We start from the raw sequence: 24635 nt of genomic DNA, 5'->3' as shown, positions 1-24635 counted from the left end.
AGTTGACTATTGGCATTAGCATAATATGCTGTTTATGTAATTTTTCAATATTAAGGTAATTTATGAGTAAAGAAGATATAGTAAACCAACTGAGTAAAGAGTGCTCTAGTCAAGGTATAGATATAACAAAAGCTAGTTTGGGTAAGCTTCATGATATTTTTATGGAAACAATCAAGAACGATCTAAATCGTAAAGGTGAAATACGTTTACATGGAATAGGGACATTCTCTACTGCTATAAGTAAGGAAAGACAATGCCGTAATCCTCAAAATGGTGAGATTATGACCGTTCCTGAAAAGAAAAGGGTAAAGTTTAAAGCAAGTCAAGCTCTTTCAAGTACTTTAAATAACAAAGAGAAAGCATCAGCTATTTAGATATAGTCATTTTCATCTTTTTAGTTACACTGTGTAAGCCATGAAATACAGCCTCGCTGATTAAAGAATGGCCTATATTAAGAGCTGAGATGTGAGGTATCTCTTTTATTCTTTTAGTATGTTTATAATTTATGCCATGCCCTACCTGGCATTCTATTCCTAGCTTATTAATGTATTCTGCAGAGTTAGTAATAAGTTTCAATTTTTCTTCTGATGGATTATCACAGTAATCCCCTGTGTGAATTTCTATTATGTCAGGCTTTCTTTCTAGCTTCTCAAGATATTTTAGTTGATTAATATTTGGATCAATAAACAGTGAGACTTTTATGTCAAAGCTGTTCATTTCCTCTATTATACCAGAAAGTTTACTGTGCATATTCACGATATCCAGGCCACCTTCGGTTGTTAATTCTTCTCTTTTTTCTGGTACTATACAAATCGAATAGGGTTTTACTTCTTTTGCTATGTTGAGCATTTCTTCCGTAGCTGCGATTTCAAGATTTAACTCAGTGCTAATGTTTTGTTTTAGATTGAATACATCCTCATCTCTGATATGCCTTCTGTCTTCTCGTAAGTGTACGGTGATAAAATCTGCTCCAGCATCAATAGCTATTTTTGCTGCTTTTAATGGATCTGGATAAGAAGCTCCACGTGCGTTGCGAAGGGTTGCAACGTGATCAATATTAACGCCCAATTTCACAATTTACCTCAAAAATTATTTATAAATTATACATATTATTAGATCTTATGCATGTCATTGTTTAATGCCATAGCTGAAAGACGGAGCTAGCAGTTATACCAATTCTCATTGTTGACAAGTCAAATAAGAAACATTCAAAATTGTTTGATTGTGGAAGTGGAAAGAGAAGTAATAAATTTGCATACACTTGCCCTTTTTTACAGTTAATCTAGTTTATAGAACTACTCGTGGTAATCCAAATAAGATTTTTTCTCATAATCAAGTTATAGTAAACGGGGAAAATTTTTCGCATCTAAAAAATTTTAGATTTAGGATTGAAATTAATAAGTGGAATGATTATGTAGTTCATGTATTAGTAAAAGGAGGTACAACATGAGTAATATAGTTCATTTAAATAAAAACAATAATCGTGATAATTTTAGTGTAAGAGGGTTACAAAGAGCCGTTGATGACATATTTGATAGCTTTTTTACAGGATGGAACCCAGAGCTTTCCAAAAGAGGCAGTAGTCTACTACCAGTTTGTGATTTTTATGAAACAAAGGAAAGCTATTGCCTATCATTAGAATTACCAGGTATTCCTAAAGAAAGCATAGATATTAGTATATCTGGCGATAGCTTAATAGTGAAGGGTGAAAAAACATGTGATAATGAATCAAAAGATAAGCAGTTTTACCATAAAGAAAGGTACTATGGTTCTTTCTATAGATCTATTCAACTTCCAACAAATGTAGAGCAAGATAAGGTATCTGCCAACTTTTTAGATGGGGTATTGCATGTAACCATACCTAAGTCAGAGAAACACATCAAGAAAATTGATGTAAAGTAACCAGTAAGTAATAGCAGGCTTCTGACCTTGAGGCTTGCTATTTTAATATCTGTTCAGCAAAGTGGCAAAATAAGGTAAACGAGAAAGACAACTAAATGAGTGTCATGAAAGTAGCTGATGCTGGCTCCCTTATGAAGGTGTCATCTTAGCACCCAGACACTGATTTTTTAATTGAAAATGTTGTCTTGTTTGTGATAAATTTTGCTCGATGCCAGTGTCGAGCACTGGCATGACATTATAGAAGCTGGAATTACAGTGTCAGCTACTTGAATGACAATATTTGCTGTGTAATTTACCTTAAAAAATGAATATTCCTACAGCTATGTGTAAGCTACTTTCATGATACTCATTTACTTGTCTTTTTTGCCACTTTGCTGAACAGATATGCAAAATATTAACTTAGCAATACAAAAAATTATCTATAGATTAGACACACCATTAGATCTTATGCATAGTCATTTTTTAATTCCATAGCTGAGACGGAGCTACTCTGCCTGCTCCCCTTATCATGAAACTGAAGTCTATATGGTACCACAGTATAATGATATAATAAAATATGAAAAAAATACCAATAAAAAAAGGCAAAAAAAGCCCGTATTAACTTTAACAATTTAAAATGATTTAATGTGATTTAATGTGAAAACCATAGGCGCCAATTGTTTTTTTAACTTAAAAATAAAAGTCAAGTATCAGGAATTCTAGACATAAACCCTCCTATATGAATAAAGAGCTAGCAAAAATAAACTTATATATTTTTTGCTGAAATTTGATTATTTGGTGAAAAAACCTGCAGGTGAAGGTAGATTTTGGATCCTAAAAAACCTTCATTCTCCACTATAATAAAGCCACCAGAGTCTGTCAAGTAATTTTTTATTTAAACTGCTCGCAATCTTTTTATACACTCATCTTTACCAAGAATTACCATGATATCGATGATTCCAGGCGCATCCATTATTCCAGTTATTGGGGCGCGTAATGAGTGGTATATATCGCTCATTTTTATATTATGTAATTTTGAAAATTCCTTAATCTGAGAAGATAAAAAATTCTTATTCCAATCTTCATCTCCTATACTCGAGAAAAATGCTGCAAGTAACTTAATTATATTGAGGTTAGACTTGACAATTCTCTCAGCTTCTTCACTAAAATCAACTTGAATATAAAATTTTGCTAAATCCAATAATTCGGTCAGATAGTTTGCTCTTTTTTTCAGCTCTGTCAGTCCCTGCAGTAAATAGCCCTTTTTTTTGTCAGTTAGAGTATTTTCTCTAAGCATTAGAGTCAGAATATCTTCATTGCTCATATTACTAATATAGTGGTTATTCAAATGCTCCAGTTTTTTGAAATCGAGCCGTGCAGGTGAACGACCGATGCTTTCTAAATTAAACCACTCTATTGCTTGCTCATCGCTAATAATCTCATCGTTGCCATGACTCCAGCCAAGTCTTAGCAAGTAATTACGCATTGCCTGTGGCAATATTCCCATCTTTTCATAATCGCAAACACTTGTAGCCCCATGCCTTTTAGATAGCTTATTCCCGTCTTCTCCATGAATTAGCGGTACATGTGCAAAGCGTGGAACATCAAAATCAAGAGCCTGATATATTAGTAATTGTTTGAAGGTATTAGTGAGATGATCAGAGCCACGTATAATATCGGTTATTCCGGCATCATGGTCATCAACCACTACAGCAAAAATATATGTTGGAGTATTGTCAGAGCGCAAGATTACTATGTCATCAAGCTGATCGCTACTTATTGTAACTTGGCCGTATATTTTATCGTCAACAACAATATTTTCTGAGTCTGGCACTTTAAAGCGAACAACAGGCTCTGCATTTGATGTCGAATGAGTACACTTATGCTTATATATTTTTCCTTCTTCTCTTGCTCTTATTTTCTTCTCCGCAACTTCATTCTCGGGGCAGTAACAATGATACGCCCTACCCTTTTCAACTAAAAGATTTGCAACCTCAATGTGCTGCTCTATTTTTTTTGATTGATATATTATTTCCCCATCATAGTTTATTCCAAGCCATTTTAACCCATCTATTATTGCATCAATTGCTTCCTGTGTTGAACGTTTTCTGTCGGTATCCTCAATCCTTAGTAAAAACTGGCCACCATGACGCTGCGCATAGAGCCAATTAAATAAAGCTGTGCGAGCTCCTCCAATATGTAAAAATCCTGTTGGTGATGGAGCGAATCTAGTGACTATACCTGGCATATTTGTCTATTGTGATAACGTAACCGATGATAACTAAAATTTGCACTTGCAACAACGTGGAACTATAGTAAATTTGAAAGATCAATTTACATTTATTTTTAACAAACTGCATTGTATAATTTAATATTAGTGAATGCAGTGAGGTGTATATATGGATAATTTATTTAAAATTGCAAGAGGAGTTGTCACAAAAGAGGATGAAAATAAATTTATTGAAGCTTGCAAGAAAAGAGTTGCTTGTGTAGCTAAGCATAGAATTGATGAAAATGGAAACCCATTTCATATAGCAGCAAGTAAAGGGTTTCTATTATCTGCGTTACAGGAGATCATAAAGTATTTAGAAGAAGATACTGAGAACAAAGTCAAGAAAGCTAAAGATTGGGAAGAAGTAAAAAGATTAGAAAAGGAACTTAAGAATAATAAGAAATATATTAAGGAAGCACTCCTCGATAAAAGCTATATTAAGGATGACGGGAAGAAGGCAGTATCACCCCTTTATTTCTTGGACCCTGCAGAGCGGAAGGAAGTTAAGCAAATTGCAGATATAAAATGTGGCTTTATATGTAATAAGAAGTTTCATATATGCTTATATATAGTAGGAGCTATAGTGTGTGCTATCACTATGTGTGTATCTTTGTATCTTCTATTTTCGGCTTCTCAATCTCTTGCATTGGCTTCAATAGCAACAATAGCTTCTGGAGGATCTTCATATATGTTATTTAAGGCATGTAATGAAGTATATGGCCTCTATAACGAAAGTACTATAGTGACAGATCCTGATGTTATGCAACTTTTAGATAGTGGTTTAGCCCCAGTGTGAAGTATTTGCAGGTAGTAATATAGAAATTTACTTTCTTAACTTAAGAAAGTATACTGATAAGATGATAAGAAAGAAGTATAGTAAGATTTTAGTAGCGAACAGAGGGGAGATTACCTGCAGGATAATCAAAACTGCGCACAAGATGGGCATATCTTGTGTGTCTGTGTACTCAGATGCAGATGCAAATTCTGTGCATGTAAAGCAAGCAGATGAGTCAAGGCACATTGGCCCTTCGCCTGCTTATCTTAGTTACTTAAATATCGAAAAAATATGCGAAGTAGCAGTTGAAACAGGTGCCGAGGCGGTTCATCCTGGCTATGGGTTTTTAGCAGAAAATCCAGATTTTCCCCGTGCTCTGGAAAAACATAACATAGATTTCATTGGTCCAAGTGCAGAAACAATAGAAGTTACAGCCAATAAAATAACAGCAAAAGAAGAGGCAAGAAAAGCTGGAGTAAATGTAGTGCCAGGATATATGGGTAAGATCGAAGATGCTGCCCACGCAGCCATCGTTGCTGAAGAGATTGGTTTTCCCGTTATGCTCAAAGCTGCATCAGGTGGTGGTGGCAAAGGAATGCGAATTGTATATTCCAAAAAAGAAATTGAACTAGCATTTACATCAGCAACAAATGAAGCAGAGAAAAGTTTTAAAGATGGTAGTATTTTCATAGAAAAATATATAGAACTACCAAGACACATCGAAATACAAATTATTGCAGATAAATACGGCAATATAGTGTGTCTTGGGGAGAGAGAGTGCTCGGTACAGAGGAATAACCAGAAAATAATAGAAGAAACACCAAGCCCATTTATTAGTGAAGAAGTAAGACAAAAAATGTATGCTCAATGTGTTTCTTTGGCAAAGCAAGTTGATTATTTTTCAGCAGGTACTGTCGAGTTTGTTGTAGATAAGAACCAAAACTTCTATTTTCTTGAGGTAAATACGAGATTACAAGTTGAGCATCCAGTAACAGAATTTGTCACTGGAATAGATATAGTGGAAGAGATGATCAGAATTTCTTGCGGAGAAAAATTAAGATTTGGTCAGAATGATATTAAACTTATTGGCTCTGCAATAGAAAGCAGAATTTGCGCTGAAGATCCATCAAAGAGATTTTTTCCTTCCAGCGGAAGAATCAAATATTACGACAAACCAGATGAAAATGGTCATGTAAGAATAGATGATGGAGTAGCTAGCGGTTCAGAAATCAGCATGTTCTACGACTCAATGATTGCAAAAATTATAACCTATGGAAAAGATAGAATAGAGGCGATCAGCAGAATGCAAAAAGCTTTGTCTGAGTGCTATATAGGGGAAGTAATAAACAACATAGAATTTCTAGAATCCATCTTCCATAATCCAAATTTTATTGCAGCAAAGCTCCACACGAGATTCATTCCAGATCATTACCCTAGCGGGTTTCAAGGTGATTTTATTACAGAGGAATATATTAAAATATTTATTTTTATTGCACTGTATGTTCACTTAGAAAATGAGGGAAAGTATTACAGTAAGTCAATAGATGAAGCATTCATAGTGAAAATAGACGATAATGAGTACTCCGTAAATGCAAAATATCAAGATAACACATTAACAACAGTATATAACCACAATAAATACTCCGTGGTAGGTAAGTGGAAACCAAGTTACAGGTTGTTATATATAACAATTAATGATGATACCAATATAGCACTTAAAATAGAAAGGCAAGGCAGCAAATACTTTATAAGACACGCAGGTATGAAAGCTAAATGTTGTGTATTGAAACCTCATGTAGCTGAACTAAGCAAATTAATGCTAAACAACAAAACAGAAGGGATTTCAGTAGATGCTGTAAAATCTCCAATATCAGGTTTATTGGTTAAATTACACGTCAATGCTGGAGATCAGGTAGAGGTAGGACAACCTCTATTTGTTGTAGAGGCAATGAAAATGGAAAATATAATATGTGCTGAATCAGAAATGGTGATAAAAAATATCCCTGTTAAAGAAGGAAAAAATATACATGCTGGTGATTTGGTATTAGATCTGATTTCTTAAATAACGCAAGCAGTATAAACCTGATCCAAATAAGATAAATGAAAACATTTGATGGGCTATAGCAATGGCCATTGGTATATGCAGCAACAAAGTGACTACTCCTAGAATTACCTGAATGATGACAGAGAATAGCATAACATATAATGGCTTTATACTGGCATTTTTTATTGTGAGTATTGCTGTCAGAACTAATATCAGCAATGCCAATGCCCGGTGTATGAATTGCACTGTTACTCTATTTTCAAAGATATTTAGCCAAGCAGGCTGTAAGTAAAATAAATCTTCTGGAACAATTTGTCCATCCATTAGTGGAAAGGTATTATAAATTAAACCAGCATTTAGCCCTGCAACAAATGCACCGAAGATTATTTGTATTGTAACTAGGATTAAAATTATCCATATGTAACATGTAATGTTGCTATTAATTTTAATTATCTGTTTTGGTTTGATTTGGTAATCAAAAAATTGATATGACAATAATGCAAAGATAACCAATGCAAGCAGTAAGTGAAGTGCGAGCTTATAGTGACTAACATGAGGATTAGATACCAAACCGCTTTTAACCATATACCAACCGGCAAAAGCTTGTAAAATTCCAAATAATAGTGCTGTAGATAACCTTATTACTGCATTTTTAGGTATTCTTTTTTTTAGTGTAAAGTATATAAATGGTAAAATAAAAACTAAACCTGTCAGCCTTGCAATTAACCTGTGCACATATTCTATTAAGTATATGGTGCGAAACTCTTCCATACTCATACCATAATTAAATGCTTTATATTCAGGTGTAGCTTCATATTTTGATTTTTCTTTTAGCCAGTCTTGTTCACTCAGCGGTGGCAATGTTCCGGTAATTGGTTTCCATTCCGTGATTGACAATCCTGCTTTTGAAAGTCTGGTAAATCCACCAATTCCCACCATGCAAATCACCATGAGAGAGCAGAGAAAAAACCAAATAGCTACAGGTTTTGCTTCCATAATCCATGCTGAGTTTTATTCCATTGCTGAGGGTGAATAACAAATTCCCACAAAGCTAGAAAAGCTGCAACGCTATGTAGTAGACTATAGACGGGAAAAAATATTGATACTATATAAAAATAAAAAGGCATTTTTTGTTGTCTGATAGCTATTATCAAAAAAATCAAGTTAATACCGTATACTATTATAAAATAATATAAGAATAATTCATTCAAAATTTGAGTCAGCACCAATGAAAGTAACAAAAAAGGAGTCGTGAAAAATATAAAAGCTGAGGAACCAACAAAAAGGTTTAATAGCAAAACTCCCTTAAGCCCAGTGTGCTTAAAAAGTAATTTTATATTTTTTAAATGAACGATATAAGTTTGCATATAACCTTTAATCCAGCGTGCTCTTTGTTTGATCCAAGCAAACACAGTAGTTGGTGATTCTTCCAATGTTTCTGAATCAATAATCCTGGTTTTATATCCCATTTGCGCAAGTCTCAAACCAAGGTCAGCGTCTTCAGTGACATTGTAAGCATCCCAAAAAAGCACTTTCTTTAAAATTTCCACTGAAAAATGGTTACTGCTACCACCCAAAGGTATTGGCATGTTCATTTTTTGAAATCCAGGCAAAAAATATTGAAACCAGTTCATATACTCGAGAGAAAAGAATTTTGTAAGAAAATTGCAACCAAAGTTATAGTAATTTAATTTCGCCTGTACACAAGCCAACTTTTCGTCGCCCTTATTAAATTCAATTAGTGCTTTTTTTAACTGCAACGGATCTGGCTTGTCATCTGCATCATATATTACCACATACTTTCCTCTAGCAAAGCTCATAGCATAATTGCATGACTTAGCTTTTGTTCTAGGCAGAGAATGAGGCACTTTTATTACTTCAAAATACTGTGGTAAAGTGCACTTTTCTATAGCTGCCAACATTTCTTGGTCATCGCTATCTATCACAAGCTTTACATCTAATTTTGATTTTGGATAATCCAAACTTTCAATGCTCTTAATCAATTGCTTTATAACCGCATTCTCTTTAAAAGCAGGCAATAAAATAGTATATATAGGTTCATTCATCTTATCATAATCTGCTTTTTGGTTAGAAATTTTACGCAAGCCAAAAATTTTAGTTACAAATTTGAATAAAGAACTAGAACATCCGATTATAAATATCAACATCAAAGCAAAATATGCATATTTTTTTGTCAGTGTTAAAGTTGAAATCATAACAAAGAAAGAGGAAAAAAAGATTGAACTGAGCCTAATGCTTTTAGCTGAAAAATTAGGATTCTTATAATATAAGTAGTTACTTGCAAATTCTGAAATACCAAAGTGTGAGTTAAGAAGATTTAAAATCTGTTTGCTATCTACTTTTATCAATACATATTCAATACCGTAATGAGATTCGACCCAAAGATTGATATCTTGGCTTATGTCTTCAACCATAAAAAAAGTAGTATCATTTAAATTTTGCCAAGGAATTATATTAAACCTATAGTAGAAAAGTTTCTCTTGTTCTTTGCATAAACTAGAATCAAATTTAATTTTTTCTACATTATCAGTTTGAAGTACAGGCATTAAACTTAATGCAACTTTTTGCTCAAGTCACGTGAAAACGAAGATATAACCTCACTACTACGCTTATCATCTTTACGTTCATGCATTATTTTTTTTACAGCATCAGCAGCTATACTCGCTGTGTTAGCTTGTAAATCCCCAAGAGCTTTTTCAACTTGGTCAGTAACTTTCTTCAAATTAGAATGGGCATTTTCATCTAACGTTTGATCGAGTTGCTGTCTATTATGCTTAATAATACTATTAGCCTTATCAAGTGCTTCATTCATCATTTTGTTAACTTCTACATCTAATTTTTTGTATTTTTCAGAAGATTTTTTGTAATACTCCAACATATCTTTTCTGAATTTTTCAGTTTCTTCACTTGAAAACTTGCTTTTGTTACGTTTATTGTTAAGCGCGTTTTTTATTACCTTCCTTAGCAATTTATACGAGAGGATAAAACCTACTAAAAAAGCAAGGCTTATAACTAGTAATGTAGACATAAAAACCCTAAAATTCTTTGGATACCAAATCAGCAACAAATTCCTCTTCAATCTCAGAATTAGTTAACTTAGTATAGTAAATCAAAGCAATACTAGTAGCCATTTGTTTTAATTCACTAATATACTTAGATTTAAATTGTACTACCTTTTCTTCAACAAGTTTAATCATCTTCTTGTCTTCCTCTTCCAATATATCCTTAACATTCGCTCTCATTTCTTCTACTTGAGCAAATGCATCATCTATGATTTTTTTTGCCCGTACTCTAGCTTGATTTAAAGCTGCATTATACTTGGCAATTTGCTCTTCTGTAAGTCTTAAAAGGTGAACAGAACTATTAAAAGAATCTAATATCCCCTTACTCCTAGTGTTTATTATTTCATCTAACCTTGGTAAGAACAAACAACTTACTACAAAAAAAAGTGAAGAGAAAAAAATTAAAAACCAAAAAACTTGAGAAAAGAAAGTGGAAACATCAAGCTGCGGCATGTGTCAAACACTACAATATTAATATCATCGCAATTACAAACGCAAGAAATCCCATAATCTCAACCATAGCAGCACCAACATAAACGTAAGTTTTCATTTGACCTTCCGATTCAGGGTTTCTCGCAATCCCACTTAGCATAGTAGAGAAAATATTAGCTACACCCAAACCAGCACCTAACATAGCAAACGCCATCAAACCAACCGCTACAAATTTTAAAGCTACTAAATCCATATACTACCTTTAACTATTCCTTAATAATATTATAAAATGTTCTACAGGTAAGTCAAGCACTCACTTTACTGTATCTGACAAATATACGCACGTTAATATAGTAAATATATAAGCTTGTAAAACTGCAACAAAAACTTCAAATCCTATTAGTGCAATTATAAACAAAAAAGGTGCAGGAGTAAGAAATATGTTCATATTTATGACGAATCCTGCTATCACTTTGATGATTGTATGACCTGCAATCATATTTGCTGCAAGCCTTATTGATAAACTAATCGGTCTTACTAAATAAGCAAATAATTTAATAATGATGATTATAGGTGCAAGCCACGAAGGAGTTCCTTTTGGTAGCAATATGCGTAAAAATTCTACTCCTCTTTCTTTAAAACCAACAATCGTTATATAAGTAAAAACCACCATTGATAAAGCGAAGGTAACTATCACATGACTTGTGACCGTGAAACTATAAGGAAGAACACCAACTAAATTACACGATAAAATGAAAATAAATACTGTAAATATCAAAGGAATGTGCTCCAAACCTTTGCTTCCAGTGTTACTTTCTATTATTGAAATAACAAAATCATATACATATTCAACTGCAGCTTGCAAATATCCTGGTATTACTGCACCTTTTCTTATTCCAAGGAGCAAAAACAGTACCATTAATATCACCGAGATCATCATAAAAAGAGATGAGTTGGTAAAGTTTATGTCATACCCAAATAATTTTGGTAGTTCTATTATTGTATATACTTTAAATTGTTCTAGCGGATTTAACGCCATCTTGATTTATATAATTAAACTATAATAGTAAGTAAAATATAGATTTTATAGGGTAAAGTCAAGAATTAAGATAGAAGATCCATACCATTATGGCATAAATATATCAACAAAGTATGTGATTAGAATGCTAATTATAGCCAGCGTTCCATTTAAAAATTCACTAATCTTATTAAGTTACTTAATACCTTGACTTAACATCTTATTTTAATTATAATTTAACTTTTAGTTGAGGTATTATTATGGATGGAATAGATTTTATTAATCAGCCTTTAAATTTAGAACAGGAGTTTGGTAACGGATATATCAAATTGACAGATGGTTCCTTTAACGAATACACTGGCCATTATCAAATAGGAAGCGAAATACTAGATGAAAGTCATAATATGATAGGAAACTTAACTATTGATGGTTATATTTGTAATTTCTATGAAGATAATCACAATATGAATCTCAAATTTTCTATGGAAGTAGATTTAAAAGGTGATATAGAGAAGATAAGCTTTCTTCACAAAAATATATAAAATTACAATAGCTTCTACATCACTGCTCGTGATGTAGAGGTATTCCACTACAACAAACTTTAAAAGCATCACATTTTATATTACAATAAATTTTTGTTTCTTGTTAGATAGATGAAATTCACATTATCTTGGTTATTAGAGTACTTAGAAACCAATGCCAGTTTAGAAGAAATTACTGATAAGCTAACTCACATAGGATTGGAAGTAGAAGATGTGGTCAACAATACCAAATTGGCCGAGTTTGTTATTGCAAAAGTATTAGAAGTCACACCTCATCCAAATGCTGATAAATTAAAATTATGTAAAGTAAATGATGGAAGTAAAGTTCTGCAGATAGTCTGCGGAGTAAAAAATGTTAAAGAAGGCATGAAGACTGTACTTGCACCTCTTGGTAGCACATTGCCAGAAAGCAACTTTACAATTAAGCCTAAAAAAATAAGAGGAGTGCTAAGTGAAGGGATGCTCTGCTCTGCTTTCGAACTTGCGTTGACTCAAAATGAAAGTGAAGGAATAATTGAGCTTTCTGACGATTATAAAGTAGGGGATAAATTTTTTAATTGCGATCCTGTAATTGATATAAATGTCACTCCAAATCGTGGAGATTGCCTAGGTGTTTATGGAATAGCACGTGATCTAGCAGCAACTGGAATTGGAACGTTAAAGACTTTAATCATTCCACAACTTACCTGCTCTATAAATTCACCAGTAAACGTCAAAGTTACCGACGGGGAGAGCTTTATTAGTGGAATATACATCACCAATGTAAAAAATAGAGAGAGCCCAAAATGGTTAAAAGATAAATTGGAATCTATAGGAATGCGCTCCATTTCTGCAATAGTTGATATTACTAATTACATCATGATATCCTTTAATCGCCCAATGCATGCATATAATGCAAAAAAAATAGAAGGAGAGCTCACAGTACGTAAAGCAAACGATGGAGAAAAATTTATTGGTTTAAATGATAAAGAATACTCATTAAATAAAGACATAAGTGTTATTTCTGATGATAAAAATGTTCATGCAATTGCTGGAATTATAGGTAGTAAGTACAGTGAATGCACTCTTGAGACTACTGATATTTTTTTAGAGTCTACTTGGTTTGATCCTATCTCTATCACTAAATCTTCAAGGCAACTAGGCATCTCCACAGACTCAAGTTACAGGTTTGCACGTTCAGTTGACCCTAGTTTTACCCTTGATGGACTCAATCTTGCAGCCCAGATGATTTTAGATTTATGTGGCGGAGAAGTGTCAAGCATAGTGTCTGCTGGCAATTTGAATAAGGCTGATACCAAGATAAATTTTGATTATCAGAATGCAAACAAACTTGGAAGTGTATCTGCATCACCTAATGAGGTATTCGATATTTTAACAAAGCTAGGGTTTAGTATCGATAAAAAAACCGAAGGTAATTGGAATATACAAGTACCAAGCTGGAGACCGGACGTAACCATACCTGCTGACTTAGTTGAAGAGGCAGTAAGAATATACGGCTATGATAAAATAAAGGAAGAGCAACTAGCAGAAGACGTTACAGTAGAAGAAGAGACACAAGATGATTTACGCATTTTAATGACAAGCAGAGGGTTTCATGAAGTGATAACTTGGTCTTTTATGAGTGAATCAATAGCTGAAAAGTTTGGTTACTTGAATAAATTATTTATTATCGACAACCCATTTAATAATGACTTTAACATAATGAGACCAAGCATCATACCAAATTTGTTAAAAGTTACTGCAGATAATACTGCCCATGGTACACCTGATTGTGCAATTTTTGAAATTGGGCCAATTTATAATGATGAAGCTCAGTCTAAGTATGTTTTAAGCGGAATCAGGTCAGGAAATAATCTACCACGAAACCATTATAACACTGACAGGAAAATAGATGTTTTTGACGCAAAGGCTGACCTCATAACAGCTTTGGAACTTTTTAATATCAATTGTGATAATTTAGCAATAAAGAGAGCAGAAAAAGAATATTATCACCCAGGAAAATCAGGCTCCTTATCTTTTAGAAGTAAAATAGTTGGTTATTTTGGAGAATTGCATCCGAGTATATTGGATTTTTTTAACATCAAACAAAAAATTGTAGGCTTTGAGTTGATATTAGAAAATATCGAAAATTTACCTATAAGTAGAAAAAAATTTATCAATTATAAATATCAAAGTGTAAAACGCGATTTTGCGTTTATTGTAAATAAAGATATAGAAGCAGGTAGTATAATCAATATGGTGAAAAAAAGCTCAGAGCTCATCACAGAAGTTTTGATATTTGATGTATATCATGGAAACAATATAGAATCGAATAAGATGTCTATAGCATTTTCAGTTACTTTCTGCTCTCCAACTCACACTTTAACTGAAGAGGAAATCCAAAAAGAATCAAATATGATAGTCAACTTAGTGTGTAAAAATACTGAAGGAACTTTGAGAGCTCATTATTAAGCCGTAATCGCCGTTTCCTGATTTTGCTGTGTCACGTTTACTTCATCCAATTTATTTTCTATCTTGAATCCAATATCCTTGAAAAACCTATCCCACATTCCATGCAAATGCTCTTCTACTTTAGGCCAGACATCATTTTTAAATGTCGTTCCATCATCAGAAAATAAATTACCTAAAAAAACTCCAATTTCTTCATAACTTGATTGAAAATGTTGAAGAAATGTCTCTACTTCCTTATGAGTATCATGTGCCACACTCAATGCTTTCCCTTCTGTGCTATTATCTTTGTTTACAGTAGCTGACCATCCAATCACATTATAATTAAAACCAACTTTGAGAGAGTTCCAAATCCTCCACAAACCACTCTCATTATCTTTTGGTACATTATTTATTATAAGATTTGCTAATCTATCTACTAGAGGAGACAATAAATCTTGACAAAAGTGTTTGATATTATTTTTTATTTTAATAATAGGAGTTTTTATGCACTTTTCTGCCAAGTAGCACTCAAGTTCCGCTTCTTCTAATAACTTCTTAATTGCTTCTTCATCAAAAGTTTCATGCTCGAATGCTTTCAGTAAAGCATCTTCTATTATTGCAAATTTTATTTTTTCACGAGATTCTAGTTCTTCTCTATAATCATTTTTTGTTTTTTTATTTATCAACAATCCTTCTTTTTCTAATTCTAACTGTTTTAATGCTTTTAGAATTTCTTGGTTATTTTGCAAGTGCTTCTCTATTAATTTTGTACTTGGATGCTTTTCTCCTTTTCTCTTTCGCTCATCTTCTAAGTACTTATTTAAATCCTCACTTTCTTCTATTACTTCTCTTAACGATATAGGTTGATCTAAGCATTCTGCAATTTTCACTCGGTGCACATTAATCCTCTGTACTAAATCCGGCTCCTTTTCCTCTAACAGCTTACATGAATTCTCTATACCCTTTGCTTGACTTTTAAACAAATCTTGCGTTTTACGTTTCGTTATTTCTAAATACATCTTTGCTATAAAATCATTCACTTCATCTAAAGCTTCTTTTAAACTTTTCTTGCTAGAAGGATGTTTTATCTTCTTTTCTAAACTTTGAAACTGATCTATTAAGCTAAGCATGACTAATCGATCTAACTCACTCTTTGCTTTTTTCATTACTGATTTTATTAGCTTTTGCTCAACTTCTTGATCATTATACTCGAACTTAAAAAGATCCTCTGATTTCCTTTTTAAATCATCATTTATTGAGTTATTTCCCTCTTTATCATCATACATTTTTTCTAATTCTTGACGTACACTTTGATACCTTTCATGCCCTGCCTTTCTTAAATTCTCAATCTCTTTTTTAGCACTATTTAGGGCTGTTCCTGTTTCTTCATGATACTTCTCTTTATAAACATCAATGATTGTCCTCTTAGCTATTTTCCCTTCTTCTTTAAGCCGTTCCCATTCTGCTTTAAATACAGGAAATTCACTATCTTCTAAGATATCTGGTACTTTTGCTCCTGCTTCTCTCAGATCTTTTATTATCATCTCTTTCTCATTTGGTAATTCCTTACCTTGACTTTCTAATTTCTGTTTCACTAAAGTATTTTTTAGCTCATCCTCCAGTGAAAAATCTTCTCCCCGTCTATTTTGCTGAAACTTAATTGCTTGTATAAAAGCAACTTGATAAGCATTTTCTATTAAGTGAGTTGTCAACTTAGAATCTATGCTACTCACCACTTTCAGCCTGAATTCACTCAATAATTCCTTCAGTTTATCATGTGTAATATCTTTCTTTTTTAGCTTCATCAGCTCTTCCATAGTTCTTGCGCATTCTTGAATCGAAGTTGCAAGCACATTCTTGATTTCACTATGTAAGGGCTTAAGACCATTTTTTAAATTGATGTTAGTTGACAATTTCAGTACGATATTGCGCTCTGAATCCCGCGTTACACTAAACCACTGATTATTTTCATTATCGCATAAATCTCTAAGTAATTGTTTAAATTGCGGTGGAAACTTTATTTTCATATCATATGCAATGCTTGACTCAGAAACCTCCATTTCATGAAAAGATACCTCTATATTTTGGTGCTTATTAGAATACTGCCCCATAGTTATTTTAAGAGCAGTAACTAAAGAGTGAGGTAAATCTCTATTTAAAAGATAAAAAGTAGCTAAAGCAACTGTTGCAGGAATAACTAAGGCTGTTAGCACAGCCACATTAACAAAAATTGCTATTGCAGCAAGAACGCCATATGCCAGTCTTTTTGGTACACTTGCCTCACTCTTTTGTGTCTTATCTTCTCCTACACCTTCTTGTGTCTTACTGTTTATTCTCAATCTATTGTATATGACCAATCCCAGCGCAGTAAAAGCAATATAAGGAAGCATTAAAACTGACAGAGCTAAATTTAATACTTTCTTCTCTGGACAAGCTCTGTTTATTTCCTTAAATATTTCACTTGACATATTATACCAGGAAGTAAAAAACTCAGAATTATAATCTTTATAATGAAATATACTGAGTGGAACATTAAAAGCAGCTATTTGTTTAATTAACCAATCCTGCTTACTTACAGCATCAAAAAACTCTTCTTCCTCTTCTGAATTAGCAAGACCTAAATCATTCCCTTCTTCTACATTAGAAACATCTTCCATAGCATCAAAAAACTCCTCTTCTTCTTCCGAAGTAACATCGGAAGTAGATTTTACTTCACCTGAACCATCACTGTTGTTATTTAAATCAATAACTTCTCTATGACCATCTGCAACAACTTGATTCATATCACCACCCTACTTAAAGTAATTTAAGTATAGCATAAACATTACTAACTTTGCAACTTTATTAACTTAATACCAACTGTCAAACCTTGGTATTCCTTAGAATAGAAATCGGCCTCGATCTCTTTATTAGTGTCCAAAGATAAGGCAAGGGTCTGCTCTTTTATATACTCATCCCACCTGTTTATTGCCTCTTTAACTTTCTCATCTTCTGCTTTGATTATTACTCTGATTCTATCTGATATATAAAAATCAGCCTGTTTTCTAGTTTCTTGAATAAGCCTCACAATATCTCTTGCCAGCCCTTCTAGAATTAGTTCATTATTTAATTCAGTATTTAGAATAACAACTCCTTTGTTATTATCAAACACAGCAGAATATTCACTGTTTGCTTTTAATAATAGTTCATATTCACCTTTTTCCATAGTATAGCTCTCTGTTTCATCCCCCAGAAATATTTGCTCATTCTCAACTTGCTTCCACTTTCCTTCCTTAACGTATTGAACTAGTTTCTTGATTTTGTCTGGAACTTTTCTTCCAAGCACAGGAAAATTTAATTTTAACTCTAGTGATGCAACCTCTTTCAATTCACTTACTATTTCTAGTTCTTTTACATTCACCTCATCTCTTACCATCTCTTGATATTCATCTTCAAGAAAATTGCAGGAAGACTTATGATAAATAGTCATGCTACCAAGTGGCTGCCTTATACGTATGTTAAACATGTTTCTAATAGAGAGTGCAGCATTACATATTTCCCTTACCAAATCCATATTGGCAATGAGTTCACTATTATATCTATCTAATTGTGGAAAATCAGCCAAATGAACAGATGTTTCTTTATACTTCAGCCCCTGCCATATAGTCTCTGTTATAAGTGGCAACAAAGGAGCTGCAGCCCGTAGTATGTAATAAAAAACTGTGTACAGAACATTATAAGCGTCGGTTTTATCTTGATCTAAGTCACTTTTCCAAAAACGCTCGCGACTGCGACGAATATACCAATTATTTAGCACTTCAAAAAAATCTGTCAAGATTTTGCAAGCTTCCTGAGAGTTATAGTTGTTCATAGAAGCTCGCATACCTTCCACAGCTTCAAAACATTTTGAAATCATGTAGCAATCAATAGTATTCTGATAATCCCTACAAATCTCAGCTTTAATTCCATCTGCATTTGCATACATAGTAAAAAAGTGATAACTGTTCCAAATAGGTTTTATTACGTTTTTCAGAACATCACGCACTAAATTTCCTTCTTTGTCGAGTAGTAAATTACCACCGCAGACAATGGAACCAGACAGCATAAGAAAACGCAGCGCATCAGAACCATATTTGTCAAACACTTCCATTGGGTCCGCATAATTATTCAGACGTTTGGATAATTTCTGCCCTTTCACATCAAGAACCACACCGTGGCATATGCAGTTCTTAAATGGCTCACTGTCAAATAAAGCAGTGGAAAGCACAAAAAGCGTATAGAACCATCCTCTTGTTTGTGCTATATATTCAGTGATAAAATCCGCAGGGAAATTTTTCTCGAACCATTCTTTATTTTCAAACGGATAGTGAACTTGCGCGAACGGCATCGAGCCAGACTCAAACCAACAATCAAACACATCAGGCACACGACGCATAACTGATTTTCCTGTTGGATCATCAGGATTTGGTCTCGTCAAAGTATCGATAAACGGTCTGTGCAAGTCATCTATCTTAACATTAAAGTCTCGCTCTAGTTCTGCTATTGAGCCATACACATCCACTCTTGGATATTTTGCATCGTCTGATTTCCACACAGGAATTGGAGTACCCCAGAATCGATTGCGTGAAATAGACCAGTCGTGCGCTCCTTCAAGCCATTTTCCAAATTGACCATCTCTTATATGATTTGGCATCCAATTAACTCTCTTATTTAGCTCTGTCATTCTTCCCTTAAATTTTGTCACAGCAACATACCAAGAAGGCATAGTGCGGTAGATTAAAGGAGTGTCAGTTCTCCAGCAGTGTGGATAATTGTGAATATATTGCTCAGTTTTAAACCAGCTCCCCTGCCTTTTTAATTTCTTGATTACTGTATCATTGGCATCAAAAACATGAACTCCTGCCAAATCTGAAACTTCAGTAGTAAATTTTCCAGCGTTATCAACTGGACAAACAGCTCGAATATCATGGCTTTGGCAAAGGTAAAAATCTTCTTCACCAAATCCAGGAGCAGTGTGCACAACACCAGTACCATCTTCTGCTGTAACATAATCGGCAATGAAAACACGGAACGCATTCTTTGTATCTTTAAAGTAATCAAACAGTGGTCTATAAGGAAGACCTGCAAGATCACTTGCTTTAAGTTTTATATTACAGTTTTCATATTGAATATTGCTTTGTTCACAGTGGCTGACAAATTTCTCTAAATAACTTTCAGCAAAGATGCAAACTTCACCATTTACTAACACCATACAATACTCAATATCCTCCCCTACTGCCAGTGCGAGGTTGCTTGGCAACGTCCAAGGGGTTGTAGTCCAAGCAAGCAACTTACATTTTTGTTTAAATTGCTTTGGGTTTTCTAAAAGTTCAAACGCAACAGTTACAGCCTTGCTAGCTTTTTCTCTATAAGCATTATCTAGTCTTGTTTCAAAATTAGAGAGTGGAGTTTCGCACGCCCAGCTATAGGGAACAACGCGTATTGATTCATACACCAGACCTTTATCATAAAGCTGCTTAAATGCCCACATGACCGACTCCATGAATGACTTATCCATAGTCTTATAGTCATTGTGAAAATCTACCCATCTTGCTTGTCTATTTACATACTTCTCCCATTCTGATGAAAATTTCATCACAGAAGTACGGCAATGATTATTGAATTTTTCAATGCCAAACTTCTCTATCTCAGTTCTACCAGATATTCCAAGTTCCTTTTCTGCACCCATCTCAGCTGGTAAGCCATGGCAATCCCAACCAAATCTACGTTCAACCCTTTTTTGCAGCATAGTTTGATATCTTGCAAATGCATCTTTTATAAAACCAGTAAGCAAGTGTCCGTAATGCGGAAGTCCATTTGCAAACGGAGGCCCATCATAAAATACAAAACAATGACCCTTGGAACGTTTCTTGACTGACTGCTCAAAAATTTTATTTTCCTGCCAAAATTTTATGATTTCCTTTTCTAGCAATGAAAAATCAGGACTGCTGCTTGTATCAGGATAATACTTCATATTCATTTTAACTGGATAAAATCAAAGAATATAGAGCTTTCTGGAAAATTACAAATTCAAAAACTCTGTTTCTATAAACATAGATAGGTATTGACATCATTATACAACATATTAATTCATTAGACTTATTTATTGAGGTTGAAGATGAATAAAGACAATAGAAGTTGGCCTTATCATAAATTTCATGATGCTAACAAAAATAATAGTAAAAGTAGCTTTATTTGGAAATCGCTTTCTTATGAATACAACAATTCTGGAGAGATTGAGAGAATACGCTATCAGTGGGAAAAGAAAAAAAATCCCGCGAATCTATTATATCAAGTCTCATATGATTGCGTAACAGAGAGCTGTAGTCCTTTAAGGATTAAATCTAGATAGCTTATAAACTTATAAAACACACAAAGTACTTCTACATGAGACCATGGGAGCACTTTTCTCTAATTAGGCAGCGCATCCCAACAAACTATTTTGCCGAGCTTCCAATATCCTTACATTTACTATTTTATCTTTGTATTTATCGTCAGGATCATCAACGCATACTGATTGCATGTATGGGCTTTTACCAATAATTTGATTTTGGTGTTTACCTTTTTTATCACTGAATAGAACAGGAATAGTTTTTCCTATCATACTCTGATTAAATTCAAGTTGTTGCTTGCTAATTAATTCCTGTAACCGAAGAAGACGCTCTGTTTTAACCTCTTCTGGTACTTGATCTTTTCTTTCCGCCCCTGGCGTTCCTGGCCTTGGGCTATATTTAAAACTATAAGCCTGAGCGTACTTTACTTTTTCTACTAACTTCATAGTTTCCTCAAAATCTTTTTCAGTTTCTCCAGGAAAACCAACAATAAAATCAGAAGAAAATTCGATTTCAGGTTTCAATTTGCGAAATCTGTCTATTATTTCCAAATACTCCTCTGCAGTGTGTTTCCTGTTCATTGCATGCAATATTTTATTCGAACCTGACTGCACAGGTAGGTGAACAAACGGCATGAGTTTTGGCTCTTCCGCATGCACCAAGTAGAGAGATTCGTGCATATCTCTTGGATGAGAAGTTGTGTAGCGGATTCTTTCTAGGTTTTCAATTTTAGCAATGTGACTAATTAATTTTCCTAAATCCCAGACCTCTTCTTCGCACTCTCCATGATAAGCATTAACATTTTGACCGAGCAAATTGATTTCCCTTGCCCCATTTGCAACTAACTTCAATATTTCACGGAATATTTCATTTACTGGTCGTGAATACTCAGCCCCGCGAGTGTAAGGCACCACACAAAACGTACAAAATTTATCACAACCTTCTTGTATGGCAAGAAACGCAGAAGACCCCTGGCTATTGCCATAACATTCATCCGGCAATTTATCAAACTTTGCAACTTCAAGAAAGTCAGTATTTATTATATGACCTTTACTTCTACTTGCTTTGACTATCAATTCCGGTAAAGCAGCGATACTCTGTGGACCAACAACAATATCAACAAAAGGAGCTCTTTTGAATACCTCTTCCCCTTCTGCTTGCGCTACACATCCAGCCACTACTATGGTCCTTTCTTTTCTTGACGAATGAATTCTTCCAAGCTCTGAATAAAGCTTTTCTGCTGCCTTTTCTCTAATATGACAAGTATTCAATATCACCAAATCAGCTTGTTCTACATCACTAACAACGTTGAATCCTAGAGGCTTAACTATATTCTCCATTAAAATGGAGTCATAAACGTTCATCTGACAGCCGTAAGTTTTAATGTATAGGCCTTTCATATTTAAAATTCTTCACACAAATTCTAGCAAATTATACGAAAAACTGAATTCTAGTACAACAGCCAATAAAGATTGCTTGACAAACCTTCTCGCTTTCCTTACCCTAACAGTAGAGGTATTTTAAGAGCTCAAAAATCTATCTCCGTCTGCAGGCTTTTCAGTCAATTTCTCAATAAAAAGTGTAGCGTATCTTCTTCAGTGTATACTGTAGTATGTGCGCTGTATTTTTTTTCTAATCTTTCAGGGGGATTTTATGTCCAGAATTCCAGATACTTGACCTTTATTCTTAAGCTAAAAACCGATTGGTACCTATGGTTTTTATAAAGAAAGTGCAAAAAATACTTTAAAGAATATGAAATAAAGGTAGAAAAGGTTTGAGTAACCAAAAACTGTTTCCAGGCATAAATTTGCGATGCATACTTAAAAAGTAATTACATTAATATAATGTTCACACTTATATGCCAATATAGATATAATACTAATTAAAGAGCATGTTATGCAAGAAGAAGTATTAGATTTTACAGATGCTCTTTGTCAAAATAAATGTGATTCCTTTCGAGTGACACTCTCTTATATCCTTCTTTAGGTTATACAGAAGTCTAACACAATTATAGAACAAGCTTAAAAGTTCTGGTAAAGTAGTTTTATTTATAAAGAGCATGCTACTTGATATTGAAAAACGCAGCATAACAAATGCACTGTGGAAGTTACAAGAAGCAGATCAAAGGGAGATTTTTACTCTTATACAGAGATTTGAGTTGCCAGAAATATTAGCAAGAATATTAGTTGCTCGTGGTGTTAACATAGAAAATGCACATGACTTCTTACACCCACTAATCAGATCGCTATTACCAGATCCCTTTCACCTCCTTGATATGGATAAAGCTGTTTCTCACATAATAAAAGCAATAAACAATAATGAGAATATTGCAATATTTGGTGATTACGATGTTGATGGTGCAACGTCATCAGCATTGATTAATAGATACCTAAGAGCGATTGGGACACACTCTATAATCTATATTCCAGATCGTGTTGATGAGGGCTATGGATTGAACACAGATGCTTTATTACAACTTAAAAAGAATGGTATTGATTTATGTATTTCTGTTGATTGCGGTACGCTTGCATATCAACCAATAGAAGAGGCAAGGGTTTTTGGACTTGATATTATAGTTATCGATCATCACCTTGGTATAGAAAAATTACCAAGTGCTGTAGCAGTTGTTAATCCCAACCGCCTTGATGAGAGCTCTCCTTATAATAACTTAGCAGCAGTTGGAGTGTCATTTCTGCTAATTGTTGCTCTTAACAGAAGCCTACGTGAGCAAGGATTTTTTACCAACAAAAAAGAACCAGATTTATTTGATCTACTGGATTTGGTTGCTCTTGGAACTGTTTGCGATGTTATGCAGATTACAGGCCTAAATAGGGCTTTTGTTTTACAAGGATTAAAAGTTATGTCAGCAAGAAAAAATGTTGGCTTACGTGTTTTGTTTGACGCTTTGGGAATCCTTGAAAAACCAAGTGTTTCACGATTAGGGTTTAGTATTGGGCCATGTATAAATGCCGGAGGAAGAATTGGAGAAGCATCGCTCGGTGCAAGGTTGCTTTCCACTGATGATGAAGAAAAGGCGCATTCAATCGCGCTAAAACTAATAGATTTGAATAATGCAAGAAAAATGCTAGAAAATGAGGCTATTTTGGAAGCTACAACACAAGCGGAAAATTTTGCCCACTTAGGTGTAAATTTTATAATGGTAAGTGGTAATTGGCACCAGGGAATAATTGGTATCATTGCATCAAGACTAAAAGAGCAGTTTCACTTACCAACGATAGTGATATCTTTAAACAATGGAATAGGAAAAGCAAGCTGTAGGTCAATTTCTGGAGTAGATATTGGTGCTGCGGTTCTTTCTGCAAAATTTACCAACCTAATCATTGAAGGTGGTGGTCACAGTATGGCAGCAGGATTTTCGATTGAAGAAGATAAAATAAGTGATCTACATGATTTTTTTACTGAAAGATTTGCAAACTCTACAAATGACAAAATCATAAAAGCCGATGGCATAGTAACAGCTAAAGCAATAAACTTATCCCTTTGGAATCAATTGCAACGCTTAGAGCCATTTGGTGTTGGCAATCCTGAACCGAGATTCATCATTCAAGGAGCAAAGATAAGAAAGCCGGAAGTTATAGGAGTTGACCATATAAAATGTTTTATTGCTGACGATAATGTTATGGTCAAAGCTATTGCGTTTCGCTGTGCAAATACTGAGCTTGGCTCTGCTATTATGCAGGGTAATGTTAAAGCCATTTTGGGTAAAATCTCTATGAATTACTGGAATGGCAATGAATTTATACAATTTATGATAGAAGATGTCTTAACCATTAGTTAAGTTACTATT

General features: G+C 33.9%; 18 protein-coding genes. 7 read left to right on the top strand and 11 right to left on the bottom strand.

Annotated features, from left to right (window positions below; all coding sequences use genetic code 11):
* Positions 1-62 precede the first annotated feature (62 nt).
* A complete protein-coding gene (locus M1L26_RS04865) occupies positions 63-374 on the top strand; it encodes an HU family DNA-binding protein (RefSeq protein ID WP_250120057.1) in 312 nt (103 codons plus the stop codon).
* Here the strand turns inward: M1L26_RS04865 and M1L26_RS04860 are convergent.
* Complete coding sequence (locus tag M1L26_RS04860; protein ID WP_250120056.1) at positions 367-1074, bottom strand: pyridoxine 5'-phosphate synthase; 708 nt, start codon at positions 1072-1074, stop codon at positions 367-369. The genes M1L26_RS04865 and M1L26_RS04860 overlap by 8 nt on opposite strands.
* 372 nt (positions 1075-1446) lie before the next feature.
* Between M1L26_RS04860 and M1L26_RS04855 the strand changes: the two genes are divergently transcribed.
* Entirely contained in the window at positions 1447-1902 is a 456-nt protein-coding gene (locus M1L26_RS04855) for an Hsp20/alpha crystallin family protein (protein ID WP_211908576.1), read from the top strand.
* 874 nt (positions 1903-2776) lie between these two features.
* Here the strand turns inward: M1L26_RS04855 and gltX are convergent.
* Positions 2777-4129, bottom strand: a complete 1353-nt coding sequence (gene gltX / locus M1L26_RS04850; protein ID WP_250120055.1) for a glutamate--tRNA ligase — start codon at positions 4127-4129, stop codon at positions 2777-2779.
* Positions 4130-4280: 151 nt separating this feature from the next.
* Here gltX and M1L26_RS04845 point away from each other — a divergent pair, with 151 nt between their 5' ends.
* Both M1L26_RS04845 and M1L26_RS04840 read left to right on the top strand, forming a co-directional pair.
* Positions 4281-4949 carry an ankyrin repeat domain-containing protein gene (locus M1L26_RS04845; RefSeq protein WP_211908580.1) on the top strand — a complete coding sequence of 223 codons (669 nt, stop codon included), beginning with the start codon at positions 4281-4283 and terminating at the stop codon, positions 4947-4949.
* A 61-nt stretch (positions 4950-5010) separates the two neighbouring features.
* On the top strand, positions 5011-6990 hold the full coding sequence (locus tag M1L26_RS04840; RefSeq protein WP_250120054.1) for an ATP-binding protein: 1980 nt from the start codon (positions 5011-5013) through the stop codon (positions 6988-6990).
* Here the strand turns inward: M1L26_RS04840 and M1L26_RS04835 are convergent.
* The 6 genes from M1L26_RS04835 to M1L26_RS04810 are packed head-to-tail and all read right to left on the bottom strand — an operon-like array spanning position 6973 to position 11526.
* Positions 6973-7968, bottom strand: a complete 996-nt coding sequence (locus M1L26_RS04835) for a COX15/CtaA family protein (protein ID WP_250120053.1) — start codon at positions 7966-7968, stop codon at positions 6973-6975. The two genes, M1L26_RS04840 and M1L26_RS04835, sit on opposite strands and share 18 nt — an antisense overlap.
* A complete protein-coding gene (locus M1L26_RS04830; protein ID WP_211908583.1) occupies positions 7950-9539 on the bottom strand; it encodes a glycosyltransferase family 2 protein in 1590 nt (529 codons plus the stop codon). Before M1L26_RS04830 ends, M1L26_RS04835 begins: the two co-directional genes overlap by 19 nt.
* A gap of 5 nt (positions 9540-9544) precedes the next feature.
* The gene (locus M1L26_RS04825) at positions 9545-10021 is read right to left on the bottom strand and encodes a F0F1 ATP synthase subunit B family protein (RefSeq protein ID WP_211908584.1); all 477 of its coding nucleotides are present in this window, start codon (positions 10019-10021) and stop codon (positions 9545-9547) included.
* Positions 10022-10028: 7 nt separating this feature from the next.
* On the bottom strand, positions 10029-10508 hold the full coding sequence (locus tag M1L26_RS04820; protein ID WP_250120051.1) for a F0F1 ATP synthase subunit B family protein: 480 nt from the start codon (positions 10506-10508) through the stop codon (positions 10029-10031).
* Positions 10509-10518: 10 nt separating this feature from the next.
* A complete protein-coding gene (locus tag M1L26_RS04815; protein WP_143689781.1) occupies positions 10519-10740 on the bottom strand; it encodes a F0F1 ATP synthase subunit C in 222 nt (73 codons plus the stop codon).
* Positions 10741-10800: 60 nt separating this feature from the next.
* Complete coding sequence (locus tag M1L26_RS04810; RefSeq protein WP_211908586.1) at positions 10801-11526, bottom strand: F0F1 ATP synthase subunit A; 726 nt, start codon at positions 11524-11526, stop codon at positions 10801-10803.
* 239 nt (positions 11527-11765) lie between these two features.
* Between M1L26_RS04810 and M1L26_RS04805 the strand changes: the two genes are divergently transcribed.
* Positions 11766-12047 carry a hypothetical protein gene (locus M1L26_RS04805; RefSeq protein ID WP_250120050.1) on the top strand — a complete coding sequence of 94 codons (282 nt, stop codon included), beginning with the start codon at positions 11766-11768 and terminating at the stop codon, positions 12045-12047.
* Between the two features lie 111 nt (positions 12048-12158).
* Positions 12159-14498 (top strand): phenylalanine--tRNA ligase subunit beta, encoded by a 2340-nt coding sequence (gene pheT, locus M1L26_RS04800; protein ID WP_250120049.1) that lies wholly within the window; start codon positions 12159-12161, stop codon positions 14496-14498.
* Here pheT and M1L26_RS04795 read toward each other — a convergent pair.
* The 3 genes from M1L26_RS04795 to miaB form a co-directional block, all read right to left on the bottom strand.
* Entirely contained in the window at positions 14495-17260 is a 2766-nt protein-coding gene (locus tag M1L26_RS04795) for a coiled-coil domain-containing protein (RefSeq protein ID WP_250120048.1), read from the bottom strand. The genes pheT and M1L26_RS04795 overlap by 4 nt on opposite strands.
* 44 nt (positions 17261-17304) lie before the next feature.
* Positions 17305-20475, bottom strand: coding sequence for an isoleucine--tRNA ligase (gene ileS / locus M1L26_RS04790; protein ID WP_250120047.1), 3171 nt, complete (start codon positions 20473-20475; stop codon positions 17305-17307).
* A gap of 435 nt (positions 20476-20910) precedes the next feature.
* On the bottom strand, positions 20911-22227 hold the full coding sequence (gene miaB, locus M1L26_RS04785) for a tRNA (N6-isopentenyl adenosine(37)-C2)-methylthiotransferase MiaB (RefSeq protein WP_211908595.1): 1317 nt from the start codon (positions 22225-22227) through the stop codon (positions 20911-20913).
* Positions 22228-22886: 659 nt separating this feature from the next.
* Here miaB and recJ point away from each other — a divergent pair.
* On the top strand, positions 22887-24626 hold the full coding sequence (recJ, locus tag M1L26_RS04780) for a single-stranded-DNA-specific exonuclease RecJ (protein ID WP_250120046.1): 1740 nt from the start codon (positions 22887-22889) through the stop codon (positions 24624-24626).
* Positions 24627-24635 lie beyond the last annotated feature (9 nt).

The sequence above is a fragment of the Wolbachia endosymbiont of Ostrinia scapulalis genome (assembly GCF_023559145.1).
In the GTDB taxonomy this organism is placed as follows: domain Bacteria; phylum Pseudomonadota; class Alphaproteobacteria; order Rickettsiales; family Anaplasmataceae; genus Wolbachia.
Note: the sequence above shows the minus strand (reverse complement) of the source record. Positions and strands in the feature narration are given on the sequence as shown.

Coding starts and splice junctions, on each gene's coding strand:
- miaB (WP_211908595.1), bottom strand. CDS start 22,227: ATGAAAGGCCTATACATTAAAACTTACGGCTGTCAGATGAACGTTTAT.
- M1L26_RS04840 (WP_250120054.1), top strand. CDS start 5,011: ATGATAAGAAAGAAGTATAGTAAGATTTTAGTAGCGAACAGAGGGGAG.
- pheT (WP_250120049.1), top strand. CDS start 12,159: ATGAAATTCACATTATCTTGGTTATTAGAGTACTTAGAAACCAATGCC.
- gltX (WP_250120055.1), bottom strand. CDS start 4,129: ATGCCAGGTATAGTCACTAGATTCGCTCCATCACCAACAGGATTTTTA.
- M1L26_RS04805 (WP_250120050.1), top strand. CDS start 11,766: ATGGATGGAATAGATTTTATTAATCAGCCTTTAAATTTAGAACAGGAG.
- M1L26_RS04855 (WP_211908576.1), top strand. CDS start 1,447: ATGAGTAATATAGTTCATTTAAATAAAAACAATAATCGTGATAATTTT.
- ileS (WP_250120047.1), bottom strand. CDS start 20,475: ATGAATATGAAGTATTATCCTGATACAAGCAGCAGTCCTGATTTTTCA.
- M1L26_RS04835 (WP_250120053.1), bottom strand. CDS start 7,968: ATGGAAGCAAAACCTGTAGCTATTTGGTTTTTTCTCTGCTCTCTCATG.
- M1L26_RS04845 (WP_211908580.1), top strand. CDS start 4,281: ATGGATAATTTATTTAAAATTGCAAGAGGAGTTGTCACAAAAGAGGAT.
- M1L26_RS04825 (WP_211908584.1), bottom strand. CDS start 10,021: ATGTCTACATTACTAGTTATAAGCCTTGCTTTTTTAGTAGGTTTTATC.
- M1L26_RS04810 (WP_211908586.1), bottom strand. CDS start 11,526: ATGGCGTTAAATCCGCTAGAACAATTTAAAGTATATACAATAATAGAA.
- M1L26_RS04795 (WP_250120048.1), bottom strand. CDS start 17,260: ATGAATCAAGTTGTTGCAGATGGTCATAGAGAAGTTATTGATTTAAAT.
- M1L26_RS04820 (WP_250120051.1), bottom strand. CDS start 10,508: ATGCCGCAGCTTGATGTTTCCACTTTCTTTTCTCAAGTTTTTTGGTTT.
- M1L26_RS04815 (WP_143689781.1), bottom strand. CDS start 10,740: ATGGATTTAGTAGCTTTAAAATTTGTAGCGGTTGGTTTGATGGCGTTT.
- recJ (WP_250120046.1), top strand. CDS start 22,887: ATGCTACTTGATATTGAAAAACGCAGCATAACAAATGCACTGTGGAAG.
- M1L26_RS04865 (WP_250120057.1), top strand. CDS start 63: ATGAGTAAAGAAGATATAGTAAACCAACTGAGTAAAGAGTGCTCTAGT.
- M1L26_RS04830 (WP_211908583.1), bottom strand. CDS start 9,539: ATGCCTGTACTTCAAACTGATAATGTAGAAAAAATTAAATTTGATTCT.